The sequence below is a fragment of the Rugamonas sp. genome (assembly GCF_025354735.1).
In the GTDB taxonomy this organism is placed as follows: domain Bacteria; phylum Pseudomonadota; class Gammaproteobacteria; order Burkholderiales; family Burkholderiaceae_D; genus Rugamonas.
This window is the reverse complement of the sequence record NZ_JANXMI010000012.1, coordinates 1-18728: the sequence shown is the minus strand read 5'-3', so window position 1 is coordinate 18728 and position 18728 is coordinate 1. Positions and strand designations below refer to the sequence as shown.

The window sequence follows — 18728 nt, the reverse complement described above, 5'->3', positions numbered from 1 at the left end:
GGCAGGCCGACGATGCCGCATTGGAGACTCATGTGAACCTTTAATAATCAATATTGCCGGCAAGCGGCTAGTGAAAAACGGCCGCGCAGGCGACGTTTCCTGAAAAATGGGTGCTAATGCTGCGTATAAGGGGTCAATTGTAACTCCCCAGCCGCCACTCCTCAAAAAACTTCCCGTTTTCAAAGCTGAAAATCGACGCTCCATAGAAAAAGTCCGGCACGACGGCCGGACTTGGGGGGCGACGAACTGTCGCGCTTCGGGGCACAGCAAACAAGGCGGCGGCGCCGTCGCCTTGGCGGCGGCCGCTTAGCGCTGCTGGCGGCGGCGCACCAGCATCAGCCCGGCCAGGCCGGCACCGAACATCAGCACCGTCGACGGTTCCGGCACGGCGGCCAGCGAAGTCGGCGCGAACGACAGGCCCTTGAAGTTGGAGTCGGCCGGCGCGGCGGCCAGCATGGTGAAGCTTTCGCCGGCCGCCTTGCTGGTGGCCGACAGCGTGTCGCTGACGCCGTACAGATAGGTCTGGTCGGTGTCGCCGGCCGTGTAGTTGGTCGCGTACAGTTCGACCTGGCCGTTGCCCAGCACCTTGCCGGTCAGGCTCAGCAGGCCGGTGGTGCCGGCGGCGGCCGTGTTGGCGACCAGGTTCAGGCCGGCGGCGACGGTGTAGTCCAGGGTCCAGGTGCCGCTGCCGTCGGCTTTGCTGTTGCTCCATTTTTGCAGGCCGCCATCGCCCAGCGTGCTGCTGTTGCCGGACGTGTTTTTCGGCACGCCGCTGTCGGCCACGTACAGGGTGTCCTTGGCCGCGAAATAAAACGCTTCCGGGCTCAGGTTGACGGTCTTGCCGACCGGGTTGATGCCGTTGCCGTTGGCCGCCGTGACGACCAGCGTGCCCGATTTGCTGCCGCCGAAGCCGCTCAACTGGGTGGCGCCGGCGCCGCCGTTGGCCAGCGCGGTCGGCGGCGCACCGGCCGCGCCCAGCGTGCCGATGAAGTCGCGGCTGTTGCCGCTGCCCTGCTTGCTGTCGGCCGACACCAGCAGCTGGCCGTTGTAGACCTGCACGTAGCGGGTGTCTTGCGCCACCGTGTTGCCGGTCGCGTCGAGGCCGGTGATCGCGGTCGCCGTGTGGCTGCCGCGGGTGGCGTAGAACACGCCGCCGGTGGTGTCGCCGGACGTGCCCTGGCCCGACACGTAGAAGGAGCTGCGGTCGGCCGAGTAGACGCTGCGCGGATTGTTGCCGTTATAAACGCCGGTCAGCGCGGTCGACGCATCGACCTGGCCGTTGGCGTTGATGAGCACCGCCACCCGCGCCACCGGGGTGTAGCCCTTGCCGCTCAGGCTGCCGGACTGGCCCAGCGCGTTCGGCTTGGTCGGGTCGGTGGACCGCCAAGGCCGGCATGCGCGACGCGAAGCACAGCATCGACCAGTTGCGCGGCGAAATCAATACATTGCGTGAATACGTCATCCGCGAGGACAGGGCGCCGAAGAGGGCGCCGCCAACGTCGTCCGCGGATATGGCCGAGGCCACACCCGCCGCGGCCAAGCCTGCGCCCACGATGCAGGCTTATTGGCCGCGACAGGACGCCGAATCCGCAGCGGAGCCAGGGGAGATCGTTGCGGAGACGAACGTCAATGTCGATGTGGACCTGGCTGTAAATATGGCGGTCAATGTCGAGGCTGACGCTGCCCACATTGCGCCGGTGTTCCTCGCGGCGCCGGAAGACCGGAGCGGCGCGCCGCCATCCCCGGCATCGCCAGCGCAGCCGGACTTCGGGCCTGCCCACCCATCCAACAGCGCGCACAACACCCCACCGGACTGGCCGTCGGCGGCCAGGCGCTGGCTATTCGGCGGCAACCTGGTCGCCAAGCTGGGACTGCTGATCCTGTTCATCGGCATCAGTTTCCTGCTCAAGTACACGGCCGCGCGCGTGTCCGTCCCCATCGAATTGCGCCTGACCGCCATCGTGCTGGCCGACCTCGCCCTGCTGGCCTGGGGCTGGCGCATCCGCGAGCGGCGCGCCAGCATCAGCCTGCCGGTGCAGGGCACGGCGCTGGCCGTGCTGATGCTGGTCACCTTCGGCGCCTTCCGCCTTTATCATCTCATCCCCGGTGCGCTCGCGTTCGCGCTGCTGTTCGTGCTGACCGCCTTCACCTGCGCGCTGGCCGTGCTGCAAAACTCCCAGTGGCTGGCGATCTTCGGCATCGCCGGCGGCTTCGCCGCGCCTTTGCTGGCGTCGAGCGGCGGCGGCAGCCACATCGGCCTGTTCAGCTATTACGCCGTGCTCAACGCCGGCATCTTCGGCCTGGCGCTGCTGCGCTCGTGGCGTCCGCTCAACCTGCTGGGCTTCGCGTTCACCTTCGTCATCGGCACCGCCTGGGGCGTGTTGCTCTACCAGCCGGAAAACTACCCGTCGGTCCAGTTTTTCCTGATCCTGTTCTTCCTCTACTACGTTTCGATCGCGCTCGGTTACGCGCGCCAGCAGGTCCTGCGCCTGAAGCATTACGTGGATGGCACGCTGATCTTCGGCACGCCGATGCTGGCCTTCGGCTTGCAGTCCGCGCTGGTGCGGCCGTTGCCGTTCGGCGTCGCGTATTCCGCGCTGGCGCTGGGCCTGTTCTACCTCGGCCTGGCGACGCTGCTGGGGCGCCGGCGCGACAAATACGATCTGCTGGCCGATACCTTCCTTGCACTCGGCATCGCCTTCGGCACGCTGGCCATTCCCTTCGCGCTCGACGGCCGCTGGACGTCGGCCGCTTGGGCGCTGGAAGGCGCCGGCATGGTTTGGGTGGGATTGCGCCAGCGCCAGCGCCTGACGTGGGTGTTCGGCCTGCTGGTGCAAGTGGCGGCCTGGCTGTCCTTCACCGGCGCCGTCACAGGAATGGCGCAGTCGGGCGAGCTCGACGCCAATCTGTGACTGGGCTTTTTCCTGCTGGCGCTGACCGCCTTTTTGATGGCGACCCGCTTCCGCGCCCAGCGGACGGCGGACGGCGACGCCCCGCAAGGACTGTTCGCGCTGCTGGCCGGGGTGTTCCTGACCTGCGCCACGGTCTGGCTGCTGGCCGGCGCATGGATCGAAATCGTCCTGCGCACCAACGCCGTGACGCAAGCGAACGCGCTGGTGGCCAGCGCCCTGCTCACGGCCATCGTGCTGGGCTGGATCGCCAGCGCCATGGCCTGGCGGCTGGCGAACACGCTGGCGCTGCTGGTGCAGGCGCTGGCCGGCATCACGCTGCTGATCCTGACGGCGCTGCAATGGGACATGCGCGACCTGCCCTACGATCTGCTCGATACGCCCATCCTGGGCGAACTGATGATACTGGCCGGCGCCATGTTCAGCGGCTGGAGCCTGATACGGCATCGCGCGCCGGACGCCGCCGTCGGCGCGCTGGCGAACTGGCTGCTGGCGTGGTCGGGGCTGTGGTGGTTCGGCACCATCCTGCCCACGGTGGCGCTGTGGCTCGCGCTGCACTACCAGCGCCTGATCCAGAGCAGTGGCACGGGCGACGCGCCGTTCTGGCCGGCCTACGCGCTGCTGCTGGTGGCCGGCAGCGCGCCCTTGCTGTGGCTGTCGCGCCGCCTGCGCTGGCCCGCATTACGCTGGTCGGGCGTGCCCATCTGGGGCCTGCTGCTGGGCGCCACCGTGTTCCTGCTGGAAGGGCTGTACGGCGAATATCGCCTGCCGTCCGTCGAGAGCGCGGCCGCCGGCCTGGCCTTGTGGCTGACCGCCGAGTGGCTGCTGGACGCGTGGCCCGCGAACGGCTGGCACATCGACACCCGCATCCTGGTGCTGCTGCACACGCTGCGCAGCGCCGGGCCGTGGCTGATGATCTGGCCGCTGGCCGGCATCTGCATCGCGCGCTGGCTCGCGGGTGGCAACCCGGCCCAGGCCCGCTTGCTGCTCGACGCCGGCTGGCACGGCAGCGCCAACTGGGCGCGCTTCGTTCCCGCCTGGTTGACGATGGCGGCGCTGGCCTGGCTGATGCGCCGCGCGCAAGCTGATGCCTGGCCGGTGCGCCCCGTCGCGCCATGGTATCGGCAGTTTTTGATACCGCTGGCCTGCGCCTGGTCGCTGCTGCTGGTGGCCGTGTGGAACCTGACGCAGGACGGCGCGATGGCGCCGCTGCCCTATGTGCCGCTGCTCAACCCGCTCGACCTGAGCAGCGCCTTCGCCCTGCCGCTGGCCTTCGCCTGCTACCGCATGTTGACGACCGGCGCCCAGGCCGTGGTGCCGGCGGCGCCGGTCCGGACCCGCCTGGCGATCGCCGCCGCGCTGCTCGGCTACAGCTGGCTCAACCTGGCGCTGCTGCGCGCGGTGGCGCACTACCTCGGCCTGGCCTACGATGTCGACGCCTTGTATGCCTCCCATGTCGTGCAGGCGATGTTGTCGCTGCTGTGGAGCGTCACGGCGCTGCTGGTGATGCTCCGCGCCGCGCGGCACGCGGCGCGCCTGGCCTGGATCCCGGGCGCGGCGTTGCTGGGCCTGGTGGTGGCCAAGTTGTTCCTGGTCGACCTGTCGAACGTGGGCGGCATCGAGCGCATCATTTCCTTCCTCGGCGTGGGCGCGCTGATGGTCGGCATCGGCTACCTCGCCCCCTACCCGGCGCCGCGCGCCGCGCCAGCCATCCGACCGGGATCGCCATGAGCAAGCAACCATCGCACTACCTGCCCCTTGTGTTGTGGGCCATGGCATGGTCAGCGGCGGCGGCCACGGACACGCCGGCCGACTACGCCTATGCGCTGCCGCTGACCGTCGCGAAAACGGGCGTGGTGCAGCTGCGCCTGCCGCTCGACGCCGATCTGCACGCGCGCACGTCCTCGCTCGACGACGTGCGCGTGTTCGATGCCGGCGGCGCGGCGCTGCCGTACGCGCTGCGCATGCCGGCGACCGAACGCAGCGCCAGCCACCGTCAGCTGGCCATGAAAATATTCCCACTGATGGACGAGCGCCGCGCCGATCAACTCGACCTCGACGTCCACACCGACGGCGACGGCCGCCTGACATCGGTGCGCGTGCGGCCCGACCAGCCTCGGTCCGGCGGCCTTGGCGACGGCGATGTGCCGGGCGGCGCGAAGGCGCCGCGACTGGCGGCCCTGATACTGGACCTGGGCCCGGCCGGCGCCAGCGGCGCGGCGCTGATCGACGCGCTGCGCTTCACCGCGCCGCCCAAGCTGCGCGGCTACAGCGCCCAGGTCTGGCTCGACACCAGCGACGACATGAAACAGTGGGATGCGGCCGGCGGCACGGAATTGAACTGGCTGCTCAGCGCCGATGCCCAGATGCTGGCCAACGACAAGCTCGAATTTCCTCCACGCCGCTTCCGCTATGGGCGGCTGAGCTGGCGCAGCGGCACGCCGCGGCAATTCGCCGCCGTCAGCGCGCAGCAATTGCTGACCAGTCTCGTGGCCCCGGACACGGAAACGCTGCTGCTGCCGGCGGCGCCTGGGCGGCAGGCGGGCGACCTGGTCTACACGACGCCGCTGGCGGTGGCGGCGCCCACGGTCGGCCTACAATTTACGGAAAACAATGTGGTGCTGCCGGCGCAGCTGGGCACCTATCGCGAGCTGCCGCCGCGCCAGCTCGGCCAGACGGGCAGCTGGCGTTTCGAGCCGCTGCTCAGCGCCACTTTCTATCGCATCGCCCAGGGCGACAGGCTGCGCGCGTCGGGCGATGTCGACGTGGCGCCGGTGCACACGACGCAATGGGTGCTGCGGCCGCAAGGTCCCGCTGTGACAAGAAGCAGGCCGGCGCTGCGGCTGAGCTGGACACCGGCCAGCATCGTCTTCCTGGCCAGCGGTAACGCACCCTACACGCTGGCGGTGGGCCGGGCCGACGCCGTCAGCGCCGCGCGCGACATGGAACAGGTGGCGCCGGGCTTTTCGGAAACCGAGTTGCAGGGCCTGGCGAGCGCCAGCGCCGGCCCGGCCCGCCTCGCGCATGAAAACGCGGCGACGGCCGTGCCGGAGCTCGCGCCTGCGCAGGCGGGAGCGGCCGCGCGGCGGCGGCTGCTGGCGTTGTGGGCGGTGCTGCTGCTGGGCGTCGCCGCGCTGGCCTATATGGTGTGGCGCTTGCTCAAGCAGGTGGGAGCGGTCGAACCGCCTGCAAACTGAGGAGAACGCAAACGCGCCGCGGCCGGCGCCGGCCGGATCAAGTCGTCAAGCCGTATGCAGCGTCATGGTCGCGGCCTCGAACTTGCCTTCGCAAATCTGCGCCATCACGCGCAGCGATTTGTCGATGGCGTCCTCGATCAGCACCTGGTCTTCGCGGCGCGGCCGGTGCAGCACGAAGTCGGCCACCTGCTGTTGCAGGCTCAGCGAGCGCGGGTGGCCGATGCCGATCCGCAAGCGCCAGTAATCCTGGGTTCCGAGCGCGGCGGTGATGTCTTTCAAGCCATTGTGGCCGCCCGAGGAACCGCCCTTCTTCAGCCGCGCGACACCCGGCATCAGATCGAGCTCGTCGTGCACGACCAGCACCTCATCCGGCGCCACCTTGTAAAACCGGGCCAGCGCGCCGACCGACTGGCCGGAACGGTTCATGAACGTCTGCGGCTCCAGCAGCCACACGTCATGGCCGCCGATGGCGGTCTTGGCCACCAGCGCGTTGAAGCGGGTTTCCCGCTGCAGGCGTACGCCGGGCAGGCTGTTGGCGAGGTTGTCGACCAGCCAGAAGCCGGCGTTGTGGCGGGTTTGTTCGTATTCGGCGCCCGGATTGCCGAGGCCGACGATGAGACGTATGGGCATGGTCCACTTTCAAAATCAAAAAAAACCCCCGCCGGCACTAAGCTGGAGGGGGTTTCTCAGTTCCGCAACCGCATCGCTGCGGCGGCCGATTACTTCTTGGCTTTAGCGGCTGGCTTGGCGTCAGCGGCTGGGGCGGCTGGAGCGGCGACAGCGGCTTCGGCCGACACGTGACCGGCCGGGACCGAAGCGGTGGCGATGGTCAGGTTCGAACCGTGGGTGACCGCGGTCACGCCGGCTGGCATGGCGATTTCGCCGATGTGCAGCGAGTGGCCGACGTCGATGTTCGACAGGTCAACGGTGATGAACTCTGGCAAGTCTTTTGGCAGGCACGATACTTCGATTTCGTTGGCGACGTGGCTGATGGTGGCACCGTGCAGCTTGACCGCTGGCGAAACGTCGGCGTTGGCGAAGTGCAGCGCGACTTTCATGTGGATCTTGGTGTTGGCATCGATGCGCTGGAAGTCAGCGTGCAGAACCAGTTGCTTGAACGCGTGGGTCTGGAAGTCGCGCAGCAACACTTGCTGGCTGACGCCGTCGATTTCCAGGTCCAGGATCGAGGAGTGGAACACTTCTTTTTTCAACGCGTGGTACAGGGCGTTGTGGTCCAGCGAGATGTTCATCGGGGCTTCAGTGCCACCGTAGACGATACCAGGGGTCTGGCCGGAAATGCGCAGGCGGCGGCTCGCTCCGGAACCTTGCAATTCACGTTTGAATGCGACAACTTTCATTTGATACTCCAATAAATACAGGGCTTGCGCCCATGTTATGAAGCCCCCGCGACCAGGGTGCTTCGGAAATGAACGCTCGCGCGCCCATGCAATTACAAAACACAACGGCGCGTGGCGCGCCGTTGTAAGTCATTGATTTTAAAGTATATTTAAAACCACAACGAATGAATCGTTTATTTTAATCTATGAACAGGGAAATCACGGAATCGCCCTTGATGATGCGTTTGAACGTTTCCGCCAGCAGGGGCGCGCAGGTCAGCTGGCGGATCTTGCCGCAAGCCTTGGCCGCGTCCGACAGCGGGATGGTGTCCGTCACGACCAGCTCGTCCAGCGAGGAATTGGTGATGCGCTCGATCGCCGGGCCCGACAGCACCGGGTGGGTGCAATAAGCCACCACTTTCTTGGCGCCGCGTTCCTTCAACACTTCGGCGGCCTTGACCAGCGTGCCGGCGGTGTCGACCATGTCGTCCATGATGACGCAGTTGCGGCCTTCGACTTCGCCGATGATGTTCATCACTTCGGACACGTTGGCCTTCGGCCGGCGTTTGTCGATGATGGCCAGGTCGCAGCCGAGGCGCTTGGCCAGCGCGCGGGCGCGGACCACGCCGCCGACGTCGGGCGACACCACCAGCAAGTCCTGGTAATTCTTCTTCTGCAGGTCGCCCAGCAAAATCGGCGAGGCGTAGATGTTGTCGACGGGAATGTCGAAGAAGCCCTGGATCTGGTCGGCGTGCAAGTCCATGATCAGCACGCGTTCGACGCCGGCTTCTTCCAGCATGTTGGCGACCACCTTGGCCGAGATGGCCACGCGCGCCGAGCGCGGGCGGCGGTCCTGGCGGGCGTAGCCGAAATACGGGATGGCGGCGGTGATGCGGCCGGCCGAAGCCCGTTTCAGCGCGTCGACCATCAAGATCAATTCCATCAGGCTGTCGTTGGTGGGGGCGCACGTCGATTGCAGCACGAAAACGTCCTTGCCGCGGACGTTTTCGTTGATTTCCACCATGATTTCGCCGTCGGAGAATTTCGAGACGTTGGCTTTGCCGAGGGGGATGCCGAGATTCTTGGCGACTCCTTCTGCCAACGCAGGATTAGCGTTGCCGGTAAAAACCATCAGGTTTTCGTAAGCCATAGGGAGTCCCAGAGATAGTCGTTGAATATTTTGAAAAGTCACCAGCGCACGCCGCGTGGCGCTGTGCTCAGAATGATCGGCGCTGGGCCGGACCACTTAACTTTACCCTGACCGGAGACGGTGACGCCTCGACGGAATTGCAAGGAAATGAATGGCAGGGGAACAAGGATTCGAACCTTGGTATGCTGGAATCAAAATCCAGTGCCTTAACCAGCTTGGCGATTCCCCTACGCAACTGACTGCTTGTCGTCACTGGCCGGTATTTTACCGCCTAAATGCCGCAAAGCCAAATCTTTTTACACGCTACAACATCGCGGCGAGCGGGTGATGCGTCAGCGCCTTGGCTTTCCAGGCCTTCCACTTTTGCGGTACTGCTGACAGCACCGCATCGGCTTCGACTTCGCCTGCAACCGCACAAAACACGCAAGCACCGGAACCAGTCATCCTGGCATCGCCGTGGGCGCTGAGCCATTCTATCGCCTCGGCTACCGGCGGGAATAAACTCGTTGCCACTTGCTGTAAATCGTTTCTTCCGTAACCCATCAAATCAGCTCGATTTTCGAGGTGGCTGGAAAAGTCCGTTATTATGACGGGCGCCGTGTCCCTTGTCAAATGCTCGGCACAAAAAATTGCGGCCGTCGGCACGGCGACACCCGGTTCGATGACGACATACCAACATTGCGGCGCCCGCACCGGCTGCATGGCCTCCCCCACCCCCTCGGCGAACGCCGTCTGCCCGTAGATGAAAAACGGGATGTCGGCGCCCAGCGGCAGGCCCAGCGCCATCAACTCTTCCTTGGTTAGACCGGCCCGCCACAAATAGTTCAATGCCATCAGCGCGGTGGCCGCGTCCGACGAGCCGCCACCGAGGCCGCCGCCCATGGGCAGCACCTTGTCGATGGCGATGTCCACGCCGCGCGGCAAGGCGCCCGTTCGCCGCAACACCTCGGCCTGCAGCAAGCTGGCGGCGCGCATCGTCAGGTCGCTCTGCTCGGGCACGCCGGCCAGTTCCGTGGTGCGGACGATGGCGTCGTCGTCGCGCAGCGCGAAGTGCAGCGTGTCGCCGTGGTCGACCAGCTGGAACACGGTTTGCAGCAAATGGTAGCCGTCGGCGCGGCGGCCGTTGACGTGCAAAAATAAATTCAGTTTGGCCGGGGCCGGGCAATTGTTCAGACTGTTCATGACGATATTCCTGGCGGGATCAAAGCGGACATCGATCACAGGGGCGCATCGATGACGATGCGGATTTCCATGTCGTCGACCTGGCCGCCGCCGCTGCGGCTGGCGTCGATGCGCCGCGGTTGCGGCACGGCGGCCGCCGCGTCCTGCCAGCTGACGTAGTGCAGATGCCAGCCGTCGCGCGTGACGACGCTGTCGCGCGCCGGCGTGGCGGCGAAGCGGCTGCCGTCGGCGCCGGTGGCGTAGCCTTGCAGCCAGTCGCGCAGGCCGGACACGGGCAGCGACCAGCCGAGCAGCTGCGCGCTCAGCGTGTCGACGTCGGCCGCGCTGCGCGGCGCCTTGCCGCCCTGGGTCAGCGTGGCCTCGCCGGGCGTGACGTGGACGGTGGCGACGGTCTGCCCCAGCGGCGACATGAGCGCGACGTCGGTGCGGTCGGCCTGCTGGCGCCAGCTGAAGTTGACGGTCAGCGATTCGGGCTTGTCGTCCTTGTGGTAGTTGACGTTGAGGCGGCCGTTCAGGTTGATGGTGTCGCGGTAGGGGGCGACGGCGGCGCTCGAGCGCGGGCCGTCGGCGACCGTGGCGCAGGCGGCCAGCAAGGTGGCGGCCGCGCCGGCGGCGGCGAACTTCAGGGCAAATTTTTTCATCGTTTACAGGTTCAGGTTCAAGCGGGCCAGCGTGCTTTTCAGCGCGTCGTTCTTCGGATCCTTGGCGCGCGCTTCCAGCCAGACTTTTTCGGCGCCGCTCTTGTCGCCCTCCACCCACAGCACTTCGCCGAGGTGGACCGCGATTTCAGGATCGTTGCGCAGCTTGTAGGCGCGGCGCAGCAAGGCTTCCGCCTCGCTCAGGTGGCCGAGCCGGTATTGCACCCAGCCCATGCTGTCCATGATGAAGGGATCGTCGGGCGCCATCTTCAGCGCCTTGTCGATCAGCGCGTAGGCTTCCGTCAGGCGCACATTGCGTTCGGCCAGCGAGTAGCCGAGCGCGTTGTAGGCGTGCTGGTTGTCGGGCGCGGCCGCCATCACCTGGCGCAGGCTCGCCTCCATCACGTCGAGGCGGTCGAGCTTCTCGGCCGCCAGCGCGTAGTCGTACAGCACGTCGGGATTGTCGGGGAAGCGCTTGATGGCGTTTTCCAGCACCGTGTAGGCGGCGCGGTTGTCGCCGGCGTCGCGCAGGATCTGGGCGTCGGTCTGGATGATTTGCGCGGCCTCGCCGGCGTCCGACGATTTGAGCGCGGCCAGTTCCTGGCGGGCGCCGTCGATGTCGCCCTTGCGCGCCGTCAGCTGGGCGCTTTTCAGGCGCGCCGTCAGCGCCAGGCGCGGATCGGCGGCGTCGATTTTGGCCAGCCACTGGCGCGCGCCGTCGAAGTCGCCGCGCTCCTCGGCCAGGTCGGCCAGGATCAACAGCACCTTGGACGGGTCGCGGTCCTCGCCCGGGTGCTCGGCCACCACGGCCAGGAAGCGCTTGAAATAGGTTTCGGCGCCGGCCGCGTCGGCCGTTTCCATGGCCATCACGCCCAGCGCGTACAGCGTGGCGACGTTGTCGGGCTGCTGCTTGAGCAGCACCAGGAACTGGGCCCGCGCCGGCTCGTACTGCTTGGCGTCGACCAGGATGCGGGCGTAGGCGCCGCGCACTTCGCGGGCGTTGGGATTGCTGGCCAAAAAGGCGACCAGGCCGGCGGTGGCCGTGTCGAGGTCGGGCGCGACCTGGGCCTGGGTCAGCGCCGCCAGTTCCGAATCGGGCTTGATGGCCAGCGCCCGCAGCGCCTCGGTGCGGGCGCGCTCGGTGTCGCCGGCGGCGAAGGCGCTCTGGGCCAGCACCAGATGGGTTTCCAGCAAGTCGCCATACGACGCCAGCACGCGGTCGAGCAGGCCGAAGGCGGCCGCCTTGTCCTTGGCGCGCAGCAGGAATTGCTGCATCTGGAACATGGCCAGGCCGCGCCCGGCCGCCGGCACCGTTTTCAGGCGCTCGGCGAAGATGCGCTCGGCCTCGCTGAGGTCGGGATTGAGCACGGCGAAACCGAGGAAATACTGGGTCGCCTCTTCCGACGCGGGCGCCAGGTCGCGCCACAAACGGATCGCCACCAGCGCTTCCGGCGCCTGTTTGGCGGCCAGGGCGATGTCGGTGGCGCGCTTGGCCAGGCGCGGATCGCGCGTCTGCTGCGCCAGCGCCAGCATGGTGATGTAGGCGCTTTGCCACTGGCCGGCCTTGAATTCGAGCTCGGCCTTGGTGAGCTTGTACATCAGGTCGCTGGTCAGCTCGACGTTGGGCAACACTTCATCGACCGGCGCGGCGGCCGCGTCGGCCACGGCCACGGGCTCGGCGGCCGGCGCCGGCGCGGACTCGTCCTGTTTCTGCGGCGCGACGGCGCACGCCGACAGCAGGGCGGAGAGAGTTACAATGGCGAATGCGTTTTTCAAAGGAAAGATCCTGGCAAGTCGGGCGGCGGATTAAGCTCTTCGGCAATACTGCCTAAGCTTGATTTTACGCCCTCGGTCTGGTTTGCGTATGTTTGCAATGCGGTTGAAATACTGACTAATCGCCGCTAGTGTAACGAAATATTCTTGCCAGCCTCACAGTTTCCGTATCGGCCGGGGAGCGACCTCCTCCACCCAGCAGCGCGTCCACAGCGAGTCCACCACCACCATGCCAGAATTGCCCGAAGTTGAAGTCACCCGGCGCGGCGTCGCGCCCCACATCGAAGGCCGGGCCGTGCGCGCCGTCGTGCTGCGGCGCAGCGGCCTGCGCTGGCCGTTTCCGGCCGACCTGCCGGCCGCGCTGGCCGGCCGCACGGTCGGCCTGACGGGGCGGCGCGGCAAGTATCTGCTGATCCACTTCGAGCACGGCACGCTGATCGTCCACCTCGGCATGTCCGGCCATTTGCGCGTGCTGCCGCAGGGCATAGCGCCGGACAAGCACGACCATTTCGACCTCGTCGTCGACGGCGACGACGGCCAGCAAGTGCTGCGCATGACCGATCCGCGCCGCTTCGGCGCCGTGCTGTGGCATGGCAGCGACGAGGGCGAGCTGGCCCAGCATATTTTATTGCGCGGCCTCGGCGTCGAGCCGCTGGAAGACGGCTTTTCCGGCCAGCTGCTGTACGATCAGACGCGCACGCGCGGCGCCGCCATCAAGCAGGTGCTGCTGGCGGGCGACATCGTCGTCGGCGTCGGCAACATCTACGCCTCGGAAAGCCTGTTCCGGGCCGGCATCAACCCGAAGACGCCGGCGCGGCGCATCAGCCTGGCCCGCTACGACAGGCTGGCGCGGGCCGTGCGCGACATCCTGGCCGAGGCGATCGTCCAGGGCGGCAGCACTTTGCGCGACTTTATTGGCGTCAATGGCCAATCGGGCTATTTCCAGCAGACTTATTTCGTCTATGATCGTGCAGGCGTGCCGTGCCGCGTGTGCGGCGCCCCGGTGCGCCAGATCAAACAGGGGCAGCGTTCGACGTTTTATTGCGTCAATTGTCAAAAATAGTTGCCGAAAAAATCGCAACGTCAAAAAAATCGCTCGTGAAAAACCGGCGGAGGGAAGCAAGCATGATGGTCCGAGATTTCGAACAGTACAGCGCGTGGCGCCAGGGCGTGATCGCCGCGCTGAGCAGTTATCGCAGCTGGGTGGCGGCGGCCGACCTGACCGACGCCGCCACCGACCAGCGCATCGGCCGCACGCTGGCGCGCATGGCCGACGATAAACTGTCGGTCGCCTTCGTGGCCGAATTCTCGCGCGGCAAGTCGGAATTAATCAACGCCATCTTCTTCGCCGACTATGGCCAGCGCATCCTGCCGTCGGCGGCCGGCCGCACCACCATGTGCCCGACCGAGCTGATGTACGACCCCGCGTGGCCGCCGTCGATCCGTTTGCTGCCCATCGAAACCCGGGCCGCCAACCTGTCGACCAGCGACTACCGCGACGATCCGTCGGCCTGGACCGTGCTGCCGCTGGACCTGGAAGCGGGCGACGCCATGCATGAAACTTTCAAGCAGGTCAGCCTGACGCGCCAGGTGTCGGTCGAGGAGGCGCAGCGCTACGGCCTGTACGACGCCGACGATCCCGACATGCCGGTCACGCTGGACGAGCAGGGCCGGGTCGAGATTTCGCAGTGGCGCCACGCCATCATTAACTTCCCCCACCCGCTGCTCAAGCAGGGCCTGGTCATCCTCGACACGCCGGGCTTGAATGCCATCGGCACCGAGCCGGAACTGACGCTGAACCTGATCCCGAACGCGCACGCCGTGCTGTTCATCCTGGCGGCCGACACCGGCGTGACCAAGAGCGACATCGAAGTGTGGCGCACCCACATCGGCGCCGGCGCCGGCCGTCTGGTGGTGCTCAATAAAATCGATTCCATGTGGGACGAGCTGCGCAGCGAGGCCGAGATCGAGGTCGAGATCGAGCGCCAGCAGGCGAGCGTGGCCCACATCCTGGCGCTGGAACCGCGCCAGGTGTTTCCCGTGTCGGCGCAAAAGGCGCTGGTCGGCAAGATCAACAACGACCCCGCCCTGCTCGCCAAGAGTCGTTTGCAGGCGCTGGAAAGCGCGCTGTTCAACGAGCTGATCCCGGCCAAGAAGGATATCGTGCGCAAGCAGCTGGGCGAGGAGTTGCACGCGCTCAGCGCGGCCCAGCAAACCATCGTCGGCGCCCGCATCCGCGGCATCGTCGAACAGCTGCACGAGCTGAAAAGCCTGCGCGGCAAGAACCAGAACGTGATCGCCCACATGATGCGCCGCATCGACGTCGAGAAAAAGGACTTCGACGCCAGCCTGTTCAAGTTGCAGGCCACGCGCTCGGTGTTCACGCGGCTGTCGACCGAGCTGTACACCAGCCTCGGCATGGACATCGTGCGCGACGACATCGACACCGTGCGCGGCGAGATGGAGCGCAGCCGCTTCTTCATCGGCGTGCGCGAGGCGGTGCGCCAGTATTTCCAGCGCATCGGCGACAACCTGGAACGCTCCGAACTGAAGGCCGTGGAAATCTCGGAAATGATGGGCGTGATGTACCGCCGCTTTTCCAGCGAGCACGGGCTGACGATGGCGCTGCCGATGCCGTTTTCGCTGCAACGCTACGCCGACGAAATCGCCACCATCGAGGCCGCCTACCACAAGCAGTTCGGCACGGCCACGCTCATCACCACCAGCCGCGCGGTGCTGATGGAAAAATTCTTCGACACGATAGCGTCGCGCGTGCGGGCCTGCTTCAAGGCCGCCAACGAAGACGCCGAGGCGTGGCTGCGCGTCATCATGGCGCCGCTGGAGGCGCAGATCCGCCAGCACAAGGATCAATTGAAACACCGGCTGGCGTCGATCCAGCGCATCCACGACGCCAGCGACAGCCTGGAACAGAAAATCGACGCGTTCGAACTGAGCCAACGCGAACTGGAGCAGCAGAAAAACCGTCTCAACGAATTGGCCGGCAATATCAGCATCGCGATCCACGCGGAACTGGTGGAGCTGGACGCGGCAGCATAGGAAGCATGGATGAAGTACAAGCTTGAAGAGGCGGCGCCGTTGCCAGGCGCGGCCGGCGGTGCCGCATTGGACGATCCCGGTTTTTCGGCCGCCGTCATCGGCTGGCAAAAAGAGCACGGCCGGCACGTGCTGCCTTGGCAGAACACGCGCGACGCCTATCTGATCTGGCTGTCGGAAATCATGTTGCAGCAAACCCAGGTCGCGGCCGTGCTCGGCTACTACGCGCGCTTCCTCACCCGCTTTCCCACGCTGCGCGACCTGGCCGCCGCGCCGGTCGAGGATGTGATGGCGCAGTGGAGCGGCCTCGGCTATTACACCCGCGCCCGCAACCTGCACAAATGCGCCCAGCGTGTGGTCGCCGAGTATGACGGCGTGTTCCCTTCCGACCCCGCCCTGCTGGCCGAACTGCCCGGCATCGGCCGCTCGACGGCGGCGGCCATCTCCGCGTTTTCCAGCGGCACGCGGGCGGCCATCATGGACGGCAACGTCAAGCGCGTGTTCGCGCGCGTGTTCGGCATCGCCACCTATCCGGGCGAGAAAAAAACCGAGCAGGCGATGTGGCGCCGCGCCGAAGCGCTGCTGCCTCTGCAAGGCATAGAATCGTACACGCAGGGCTTGATGGACCTGGGCGCGACGCTGTGCACGCGCAGCAGCCCCAGCTGCGAGCGCTGCCCCTTGCAGGCGCGCTGCGTGGCCCACGCCACCGGCCGCACCAAGGATTTACCGGTGCGCAAGCCGAAGAAGGCCAGTCCCGAAAAGCACGCGACGATGCTGGTCATCGTCGATGCCGGCCAGGTGCTGCTGGAGCAGCGGCCCGACGCCGGCATCTGGGGCGGTCTGCTGTCGCTGCCGGAGCTGGACGGCCACACGCCGGCGGACGACGGCCACGTCGCGGCCGCCGACCACGCCGCGCTGACGCTGGCGGTGGGCCGCCACGGCACGCTCGAATCGCACGAGCGGCTGTCGACCATCACCCACGTCTTCACGCACTACAAGCTGCACATCGCGCCGTATCGGGTGACGCTGTCGCGCCGCCTACACGCGGCGGCCGAGGCCGGCCACGTGTGGTACGACCAGGCCCGCCTGGCCGACGCGCCGCTGCCGGCGCCGATCAAGAAACTGCTGCTGGAATTGCTGGGCGACGGCGCGGCCGCGCAGGCGCGCATGTTTTGATGGGGCTTAGTGCAACATTCTGGCCACGGCGTAGCCGGCCGTGAAAGTCAGGGTCGCCAAGGTGATGCCGGTGCCGATAAACCATTTGAGGATTCTGGTTTCCATCGCACTCAAATCGTTTTTCGTCACGTAGTTGGAACGGATGACCGCGACATCCTCCCTCAAGGCATAGTTGGAGCGGATCACCGCGACATCCTCCCTGAGCAGGCCGACGTCCTTCTCCAGCATGAGCAACCTTGAATCAACATTGCCCAGGCGCCCATCAATGACGATCAAACGCGCCTCCACCGCCGGCAGTCGCGTTTCGACCACCACCATGCGCTCGTCCAACCGTGTCGTTTGTTCGTCCATCCACCATCATTGTCGGACGACCGGGGAAAATCAAGGCCGCAGCCTTGATGCCCGTCAAAGCTCGTCGAGCGAAAACAGGCGGCGGTGCTCGCGGATCGCGTAGCGGTCGGTCATGCCGGCGATGTAGTCGGCGATCTCGCGCGCCTGCCGGCCGGTGTCGCCGGACTGGACCTGATAGTCGGGCGGCAGCAGCACCGGGTCGCACAGGAAGGCGTCGTACAGCTCGCGCACGATGCGGCTGGCCTTGATGCGCATGCGGTTGACCTGGTAGTGGCGGTAGAGATTCTCGCGCAGGAAGCGCTTCAGCTCGGTCGCGTCGCGGCGCATGCCGTCGGAAAAACGGATCAGCGGCGGCGCCGCGCGCACCGCATCGATATCGCGGGGCGCCGCGTCCAGCAGCAAGGCGCCGGAGGTGGCGATCAAATCGTCGGCCAGGGCCGTAATCAGGCGCCGCAGCGTTTCGTAGATCGCGCGCCGCCCGGACAGGCCGGGGTAGTGGCGCTGCACGTCGTGCCACAGGCGGGCGAAGAAATCGACTTGCTCCAGCTGTTCGATGGTGATGAGGCCGGAACGCAGGCCGTCGTCGATATCGTGGCTGTTGTAGGCGATCTCGTCGGCCAGATTGGTCAGCTGCGCCTCCAGCGAGGGCTGGCTGCGCTCGATGAAGCGCTGGGCGACCGGCCCCAGCAGGCGGGCGTTGCTCAGCGAGCAGTGCTTCAATATGCCTTCGCGCGTTTCGAACATCAGGTTCAGGCCGTCGAAGGCGCCGTAGTGTTCTTCGAGCTCGTCGACCACGCGCAGGCTTTGCAGATTGTGCTCGAAGCCGCCGTGTTCCTTCATGCAGTCGTTGAGCACGTCCTGGCCGACGTGGCCGAAGGGCGTGTGGCCGAGGTCGTGCGCCAGCGAGATGGCTTCGACCAGGTCTTCGTTCAGGCGCAGGTTGCGCGCCAGCGAACGGCCGATCTGCGCCACTTCCAGGCTGTGGGTCAGGCGCGTGCGGAACAGGTCGCCTTCGTGGTTGAGGAAGACCTGGGTCTTGTATTCGAGCCGGCGGAAGGCCGACGAGTGGATGATGCGGTCGCGGTCGCGCTGGAACTGGCTGCGCGAGGCGTGCGCCGGCTCCGCGTGCAGGCGGCCGACGCCGCCGGCCGACCGGGCCGCGTAGGGCGCGAGGAAATCGTCGGGGATCATGGGCGGGCCGCCCGCGTCAGGTGGCCGAGGCCACGCAAGCCGCCAGCGTCGCCAGCAGCGCCTGCTGCGGCGCGTGGGTGATGCTCGGGCTGCCCAGCGGTTTGAGCAAAATAAACTTGATGGCGCCGCCCTCGTTCTTCTTGTCCACTTCCATCAGTTCCAGCCAGCGCGCCGTGCCCAGGTCGGGCGCCACCACGGGCAGGCCGGCGGCGGCCACCAGCGCGCGCACGCGCTCGACGGTGGCGGCGTCAACCAGGCCCAGGCGCCGCGACAGGTCGGCCGCCATCACCATGCCGCAGCCGACCGCCTCGCCGTGCAGCCAGGCGCCGTAGCCCATGCCCGCTTCGATGGCGTGGCCGAAGGTGTGGCCGAAATTGAGGATGGCGCGCAGGCCGCCTTCGCGCTCGTCCTGGCGCACCACCTCGGCCTTGATTTCGCAGGAGCGCGCGATGGCGTAGGCCAGCGCGCCCTTGTCGCGGCCCATCAGCTTGCCGATGTTCGCTTCGATCCAGTCGAAGAAGGCGGCGTCGATGATGGCGCCGTGCTTGATGACTTCGGCCAGGCCGGCCGACAACTGGCGCGCCGGCAGCGTCGCCAGCGTCGAGGTGTCGGCGATGACGGCGCGCGGCTGGTAGAACGCGCCTATCATGTTCTTGCCGAGCGGGTGGTTGATGCCGGTCTTGCCGCCGACCGAGGAGTCGACCTGGGCCAGCAGCGTGGTGGGCACCTGCACGAAGGGCACGCCGCGCATATAGCTGGCGGCCGCGTAG

At 66.6% G+C, this 18728-nt stretch carries 16 protein-coding genes and 1 tRNA gene; 6 read left to right on the top strand and 11 right to left on the bottom strand.

What is annotated here, in order from left to right; genetic code table 11:
* Window positions 1–306: 306 nt before the first annotated feature.
* Window positions 307–1302 (bottom strand): PEP-CTERM sorting domain-containing protein, encoded by a 996-nt coding sequence (locus Q0S71_RS01055; RefSeq protein WP_295990170.1) that lies wholly within the window; start codon window positions 1300–1302, stop codon window positions 307–309.
* Window positions 1303–1655: 353 nt separating this feature from the next.
* Here Q0S71_RS01055 and Q0S71_RS01050 point away from each other — a divergent pair, with 353 nt between their 5' ends.
* Genes Q0S71_RS01050 through Q0S71_RS01040 form a run of 3 tightly spaced genes read left to right on the top strand, consistent with a single transcriptional unit; the run spans window position 1656 to window position 6106 of the window.
* On the top strand, window positions 1656–2912 hold the full coding sequence (locus Q0S71_RS01050) for a DUF2339 domain-containing protein (protein ID WP_295990169.1): 1257 nt from the start codon (window positions 1656–1658) through the stop codon (window positions 2910–2912).
* A gap of 36 nt (window positions 2913–2948) precedes the next feature.
* Complete coding sequence (locus tag Q0S71_RS01045) at window positions 2949–4640, top strand: DUF2339 domain-containing protein (protein WP_295990168.1); 1692 nt, start codon at window positions 2949–2951, stop codon at window positions 4638–4640.
* Window positions 4637–6106 carry a DUF3999 family protein gene (locus Q0S71_RS01040; protein WP_295990167.1) on the top strand — a complete coding sequence of 490 codons (1470 nt, stop codon included), beginning with the start codon at window positions 4637–4639 and terminating at the stop codon, window positions 6104–6106. The genes Q0S71_RS01045 and Q0S71_RS01040 overlap by 4 nt, the downstream gene beginning before the upstream one ends.
* Window positions 6107–6151: 45 nt before the next feature.
* Here Q0S71_RS01040 and pth read toward each other — a convergent pair whose 3' ends face one another.
* The 7 genes from pth to Q0S71_RS01005 form a co-directional block, all read right to left on the bottom strand.
* A complete protein-coding gene (gene pth, locus Q0S71_RS01035; RefSeq protein ID WP_295990166.1) occupies window positions 6152–6736 on the bottom strand; it encodes an aminoacyl-tRNA hydrolase in 585 nt (194 codons plus the stop codon).
* An 89-nt stretch (window positions 6737–6825) separates the two neighbouring features.
* A complete protein-coding gene (locus Q0S71_RS01030) occupies window positions 6826–7464 on the bottom strand; it encodes a 50S ribosomal protein L25/general stress protein Ctc (RefSeq protein ID WP_295990165.1) in 639 nt (212 codons plus the stop codon).
* Window positions 7465–7642: 178 nt separating this feature from the next.
* Window positions 7643–8593, bottom strand: coding sequence for a ribose-phosphate pyrophosphokinase (locus Q0S71_RS01025; protein WP_295990164.1), 951 nt, complete (start codon window positions 8591–8593; stop codon window positions 7643–7645).
* Window positions 8594–8745: 152 nt separating this feature from the next.
* Window positions 8746–8822 (bottom strand) — tRNA-Gln (locus Q0S71_RS01020).
* Between the two features lie 74 nt (window positions 8823–8896).
* Window positions 8897–9775, bottom strand: coding sequence for a 4-(cytidine 5'-diphospho)-2-C-methyl-D-erythritol kinase (ispE, locus tag Q0S71_RS01015; protein ID WP_295990163.1), 879 nt, complete (start codon window positions 9773–9775; stop codon window positions 8897–8899).
* A gap of 35 nt (window positions 9776–9810) precedes the next feature.
* A complete protein-coding gene (locus Q0S71_RS01010; protein WP_295990162.1) occupies window positions 9811–10416 on the bottom strand; it encodes an outer membrane lipoprotein LolB in 606 nt (201 codons plus the stop codon).
* A 3-nt stretch (window positions 10417–10419) separates the two neighbouring features.
* Window positions 10420–12189 (bottom strand): tetratricopeptide repeat protein, encoded by a 1770-nt coding sequence (locus tag Q0S71_RS01005; RefSeq protein ID WP_295990161.1) that lies wholly within the window; start codon window positions 12187–12189, stop codon window positions 10420–10422.
* A gap of 226 nt (window positions 12190–12415) precedes the next feature.
* On the opposite strand from Q0S71_RS01005, the gene mutM reads away from it, so the two are divergent.
* The 3 genes from mutM (at window position 12416) to mutY (ending at window position 16416) form a co-directional block, all read left to right on the top strand.
* Complete coding sequence (gene mutM, locus Q0S71_RS01000) at window positions 12416–13249, top strand: bifunctional DNA-formamidopyrimidine glycosylase/DNA-(apurinic or apyrimidinic site) lyase (protein WP_295990160.1); 834 nt, start codon at window positions 12416–12418, stop codon at window positions 13247–13249.
* A gap of 65 nt (window positions 13250–13314) precedes the next feature.
* Entirely contained in the window at window positions 13315–15243 is a 1929-nt protein-coding gene (locus tag Q0S71_RS00995) for a dynamin family protein (protein ID WP_295990171.1), read from the top strand.
* A gap of 9 nt (window positions 15244–15252) precedes the next feature.
* On the top strand, window positions 15253–16416 hold the full coding sequence (gene mutY / locus Q0S71_RS00990; protein WP_295990159.1) for an A/G-specific adenine glycosylase: 1164 nt from the start codon (window positions 15253–15255) through the stop codon (window positions 16414–16416).
* 6 nt (window positions 16417–16422) lie between these two features.
* Here mutY and Q0S71_RS00985 read toward each other — a convergent pair whose 3' ends face one another.
* From Q0S71_RS00985 to aroB, 3 genes are all read right to left on the bottom strand, one after another.
* Window positions 16423–16767 (bottom strand): hypothetical protein, encoded by a 345-nt coding sequence (locus tag Q0S71_RS00985; protein ID WP_295990158.1) that lies wholly within the window; start codon window positions 16765–16767, stop codon window positions 16423–16425.
* A gap of 54 nt (window positions 16768–16821) precedes the next feature.
* Complete coding sequence (locus Q0S71_RS00980) at window positions 16822–17958, bottom strand: deoxyguanosinetriphosphate triphosphohydrolase (protein ID WP_295990157.1); 1137 nt, start codon at window positions 17956–17958, stop codon at window positions 16822–16824.
* A 16-nt stretch (window positions 17959–17974) separates the two neighbouring features.
* On the bottom strand, window positions 17975–18728 hold a 754-nt coding region (aroB, locus tag Q0S71_RS00975; protein ID WP_295990156.1), incomplete at its 5' end, for a 3-dehydroquinate synthase.

What these genes read in the sequence shown, in the direction of transcription:
- Q0S71_RS01045 (WP_295990168.1), top strand. Translation starts at nt 2,949, where the DNA reads ATGGCGACCCGCTTCCGCGCCCAGCGGACGGCGGACGGCGACGCCCCG.
- pth (WP_295990166.1), bottom strand. Translation starts at nt 6,736, where the DNA reads ATGCCCATACGTCTCATCGTCGGCCTCGGCAATCCGGGCGCCGAATAC.
- mutY (WP_295990159.1), top strand. Translation starts at nt 15,253, where the DNA reads ATGAAGTACAAGCTTGAAGAGGCGGCGCCGTTGCCAGGCGCGGCCGGC.
- mutM (WP_295990160.1), top strand. Translation starts at nt 12,416, where the DNA reads ATGCCAGAATTGCCCGAAGTTGAAGTCACCCGGCGCGGCGTCGCGCCC.
- Q0S71_RS01040 (WP_295990167.1), top strand. Translation starts at nt 4,637, where the DNA reads ATGAGCAAGCAACCATCGCACTACCTGCCCCTTGTGTTGTGGGCCATG.
- Q0S71_RS01050 (WP_295990169.1), top strand. Translation starts at nt 1,656, where the DNA reads ATGGCGGTCAATGTCGAGGCTGACGCTGCCCACATTGCGCCGGTGTTC.
- Q0S71_RS01010 (WP_295990162.1), bottom strand. Translation starts at nt 10,416, where the DNA reads ATGAAAAAATTTGCCCTGAAGTTCGCCGCCGCCGGCGCGGCCGCCACC.
- Q0S71_RS00980 (WP_295990157.1), bottom strand. Translation starts at nt 17,958, where the DNA reads ATGATCCCCGACGATTTCCTCGCGCCCTACGCGGCCCGGTCGGCCGGC.
- Q0S71_RS01030 (WP_295990165.1), bottom strand. Translation starts at nt 7,464, where the DNA reads ATGAAAGTTGTCGCATTCAAACGTGAATTGCAAGGTTCCGGAGCGAGC.
- Q0S71_RS01025 (WP_295990164.1), bottom strand. Translation starts at nt 8,593, where the DNA reads ATGGCTTACGAAAACCTGATGGTTTTTACCGGCAACGCTAATCCTGCG.
- Q0S71_RS00985 (WP_295990158.1), bottom strand. Translation starts at nt 16,767, where the DNA reads ATGGACGAACAAACGACACGGTTGGACGAGCGCATGGTGGTGGTCGAA.
- Q0S71_RS00995 (WP_295990171.1), top strand. Translation starts at nt 13,315, where the DNA reads ATGGTCCGAGATTTCGAACAGTACAGCGCGTGGCGCCAGGGCGTGATC.
- ispE (WP_295990163.1), bottom strand. Translation starts at nt 9,775, where the DNA reads ATGAACAGTCTGAACAATTGCCCGGCCCCGGCCAAACTGAATTTATTT.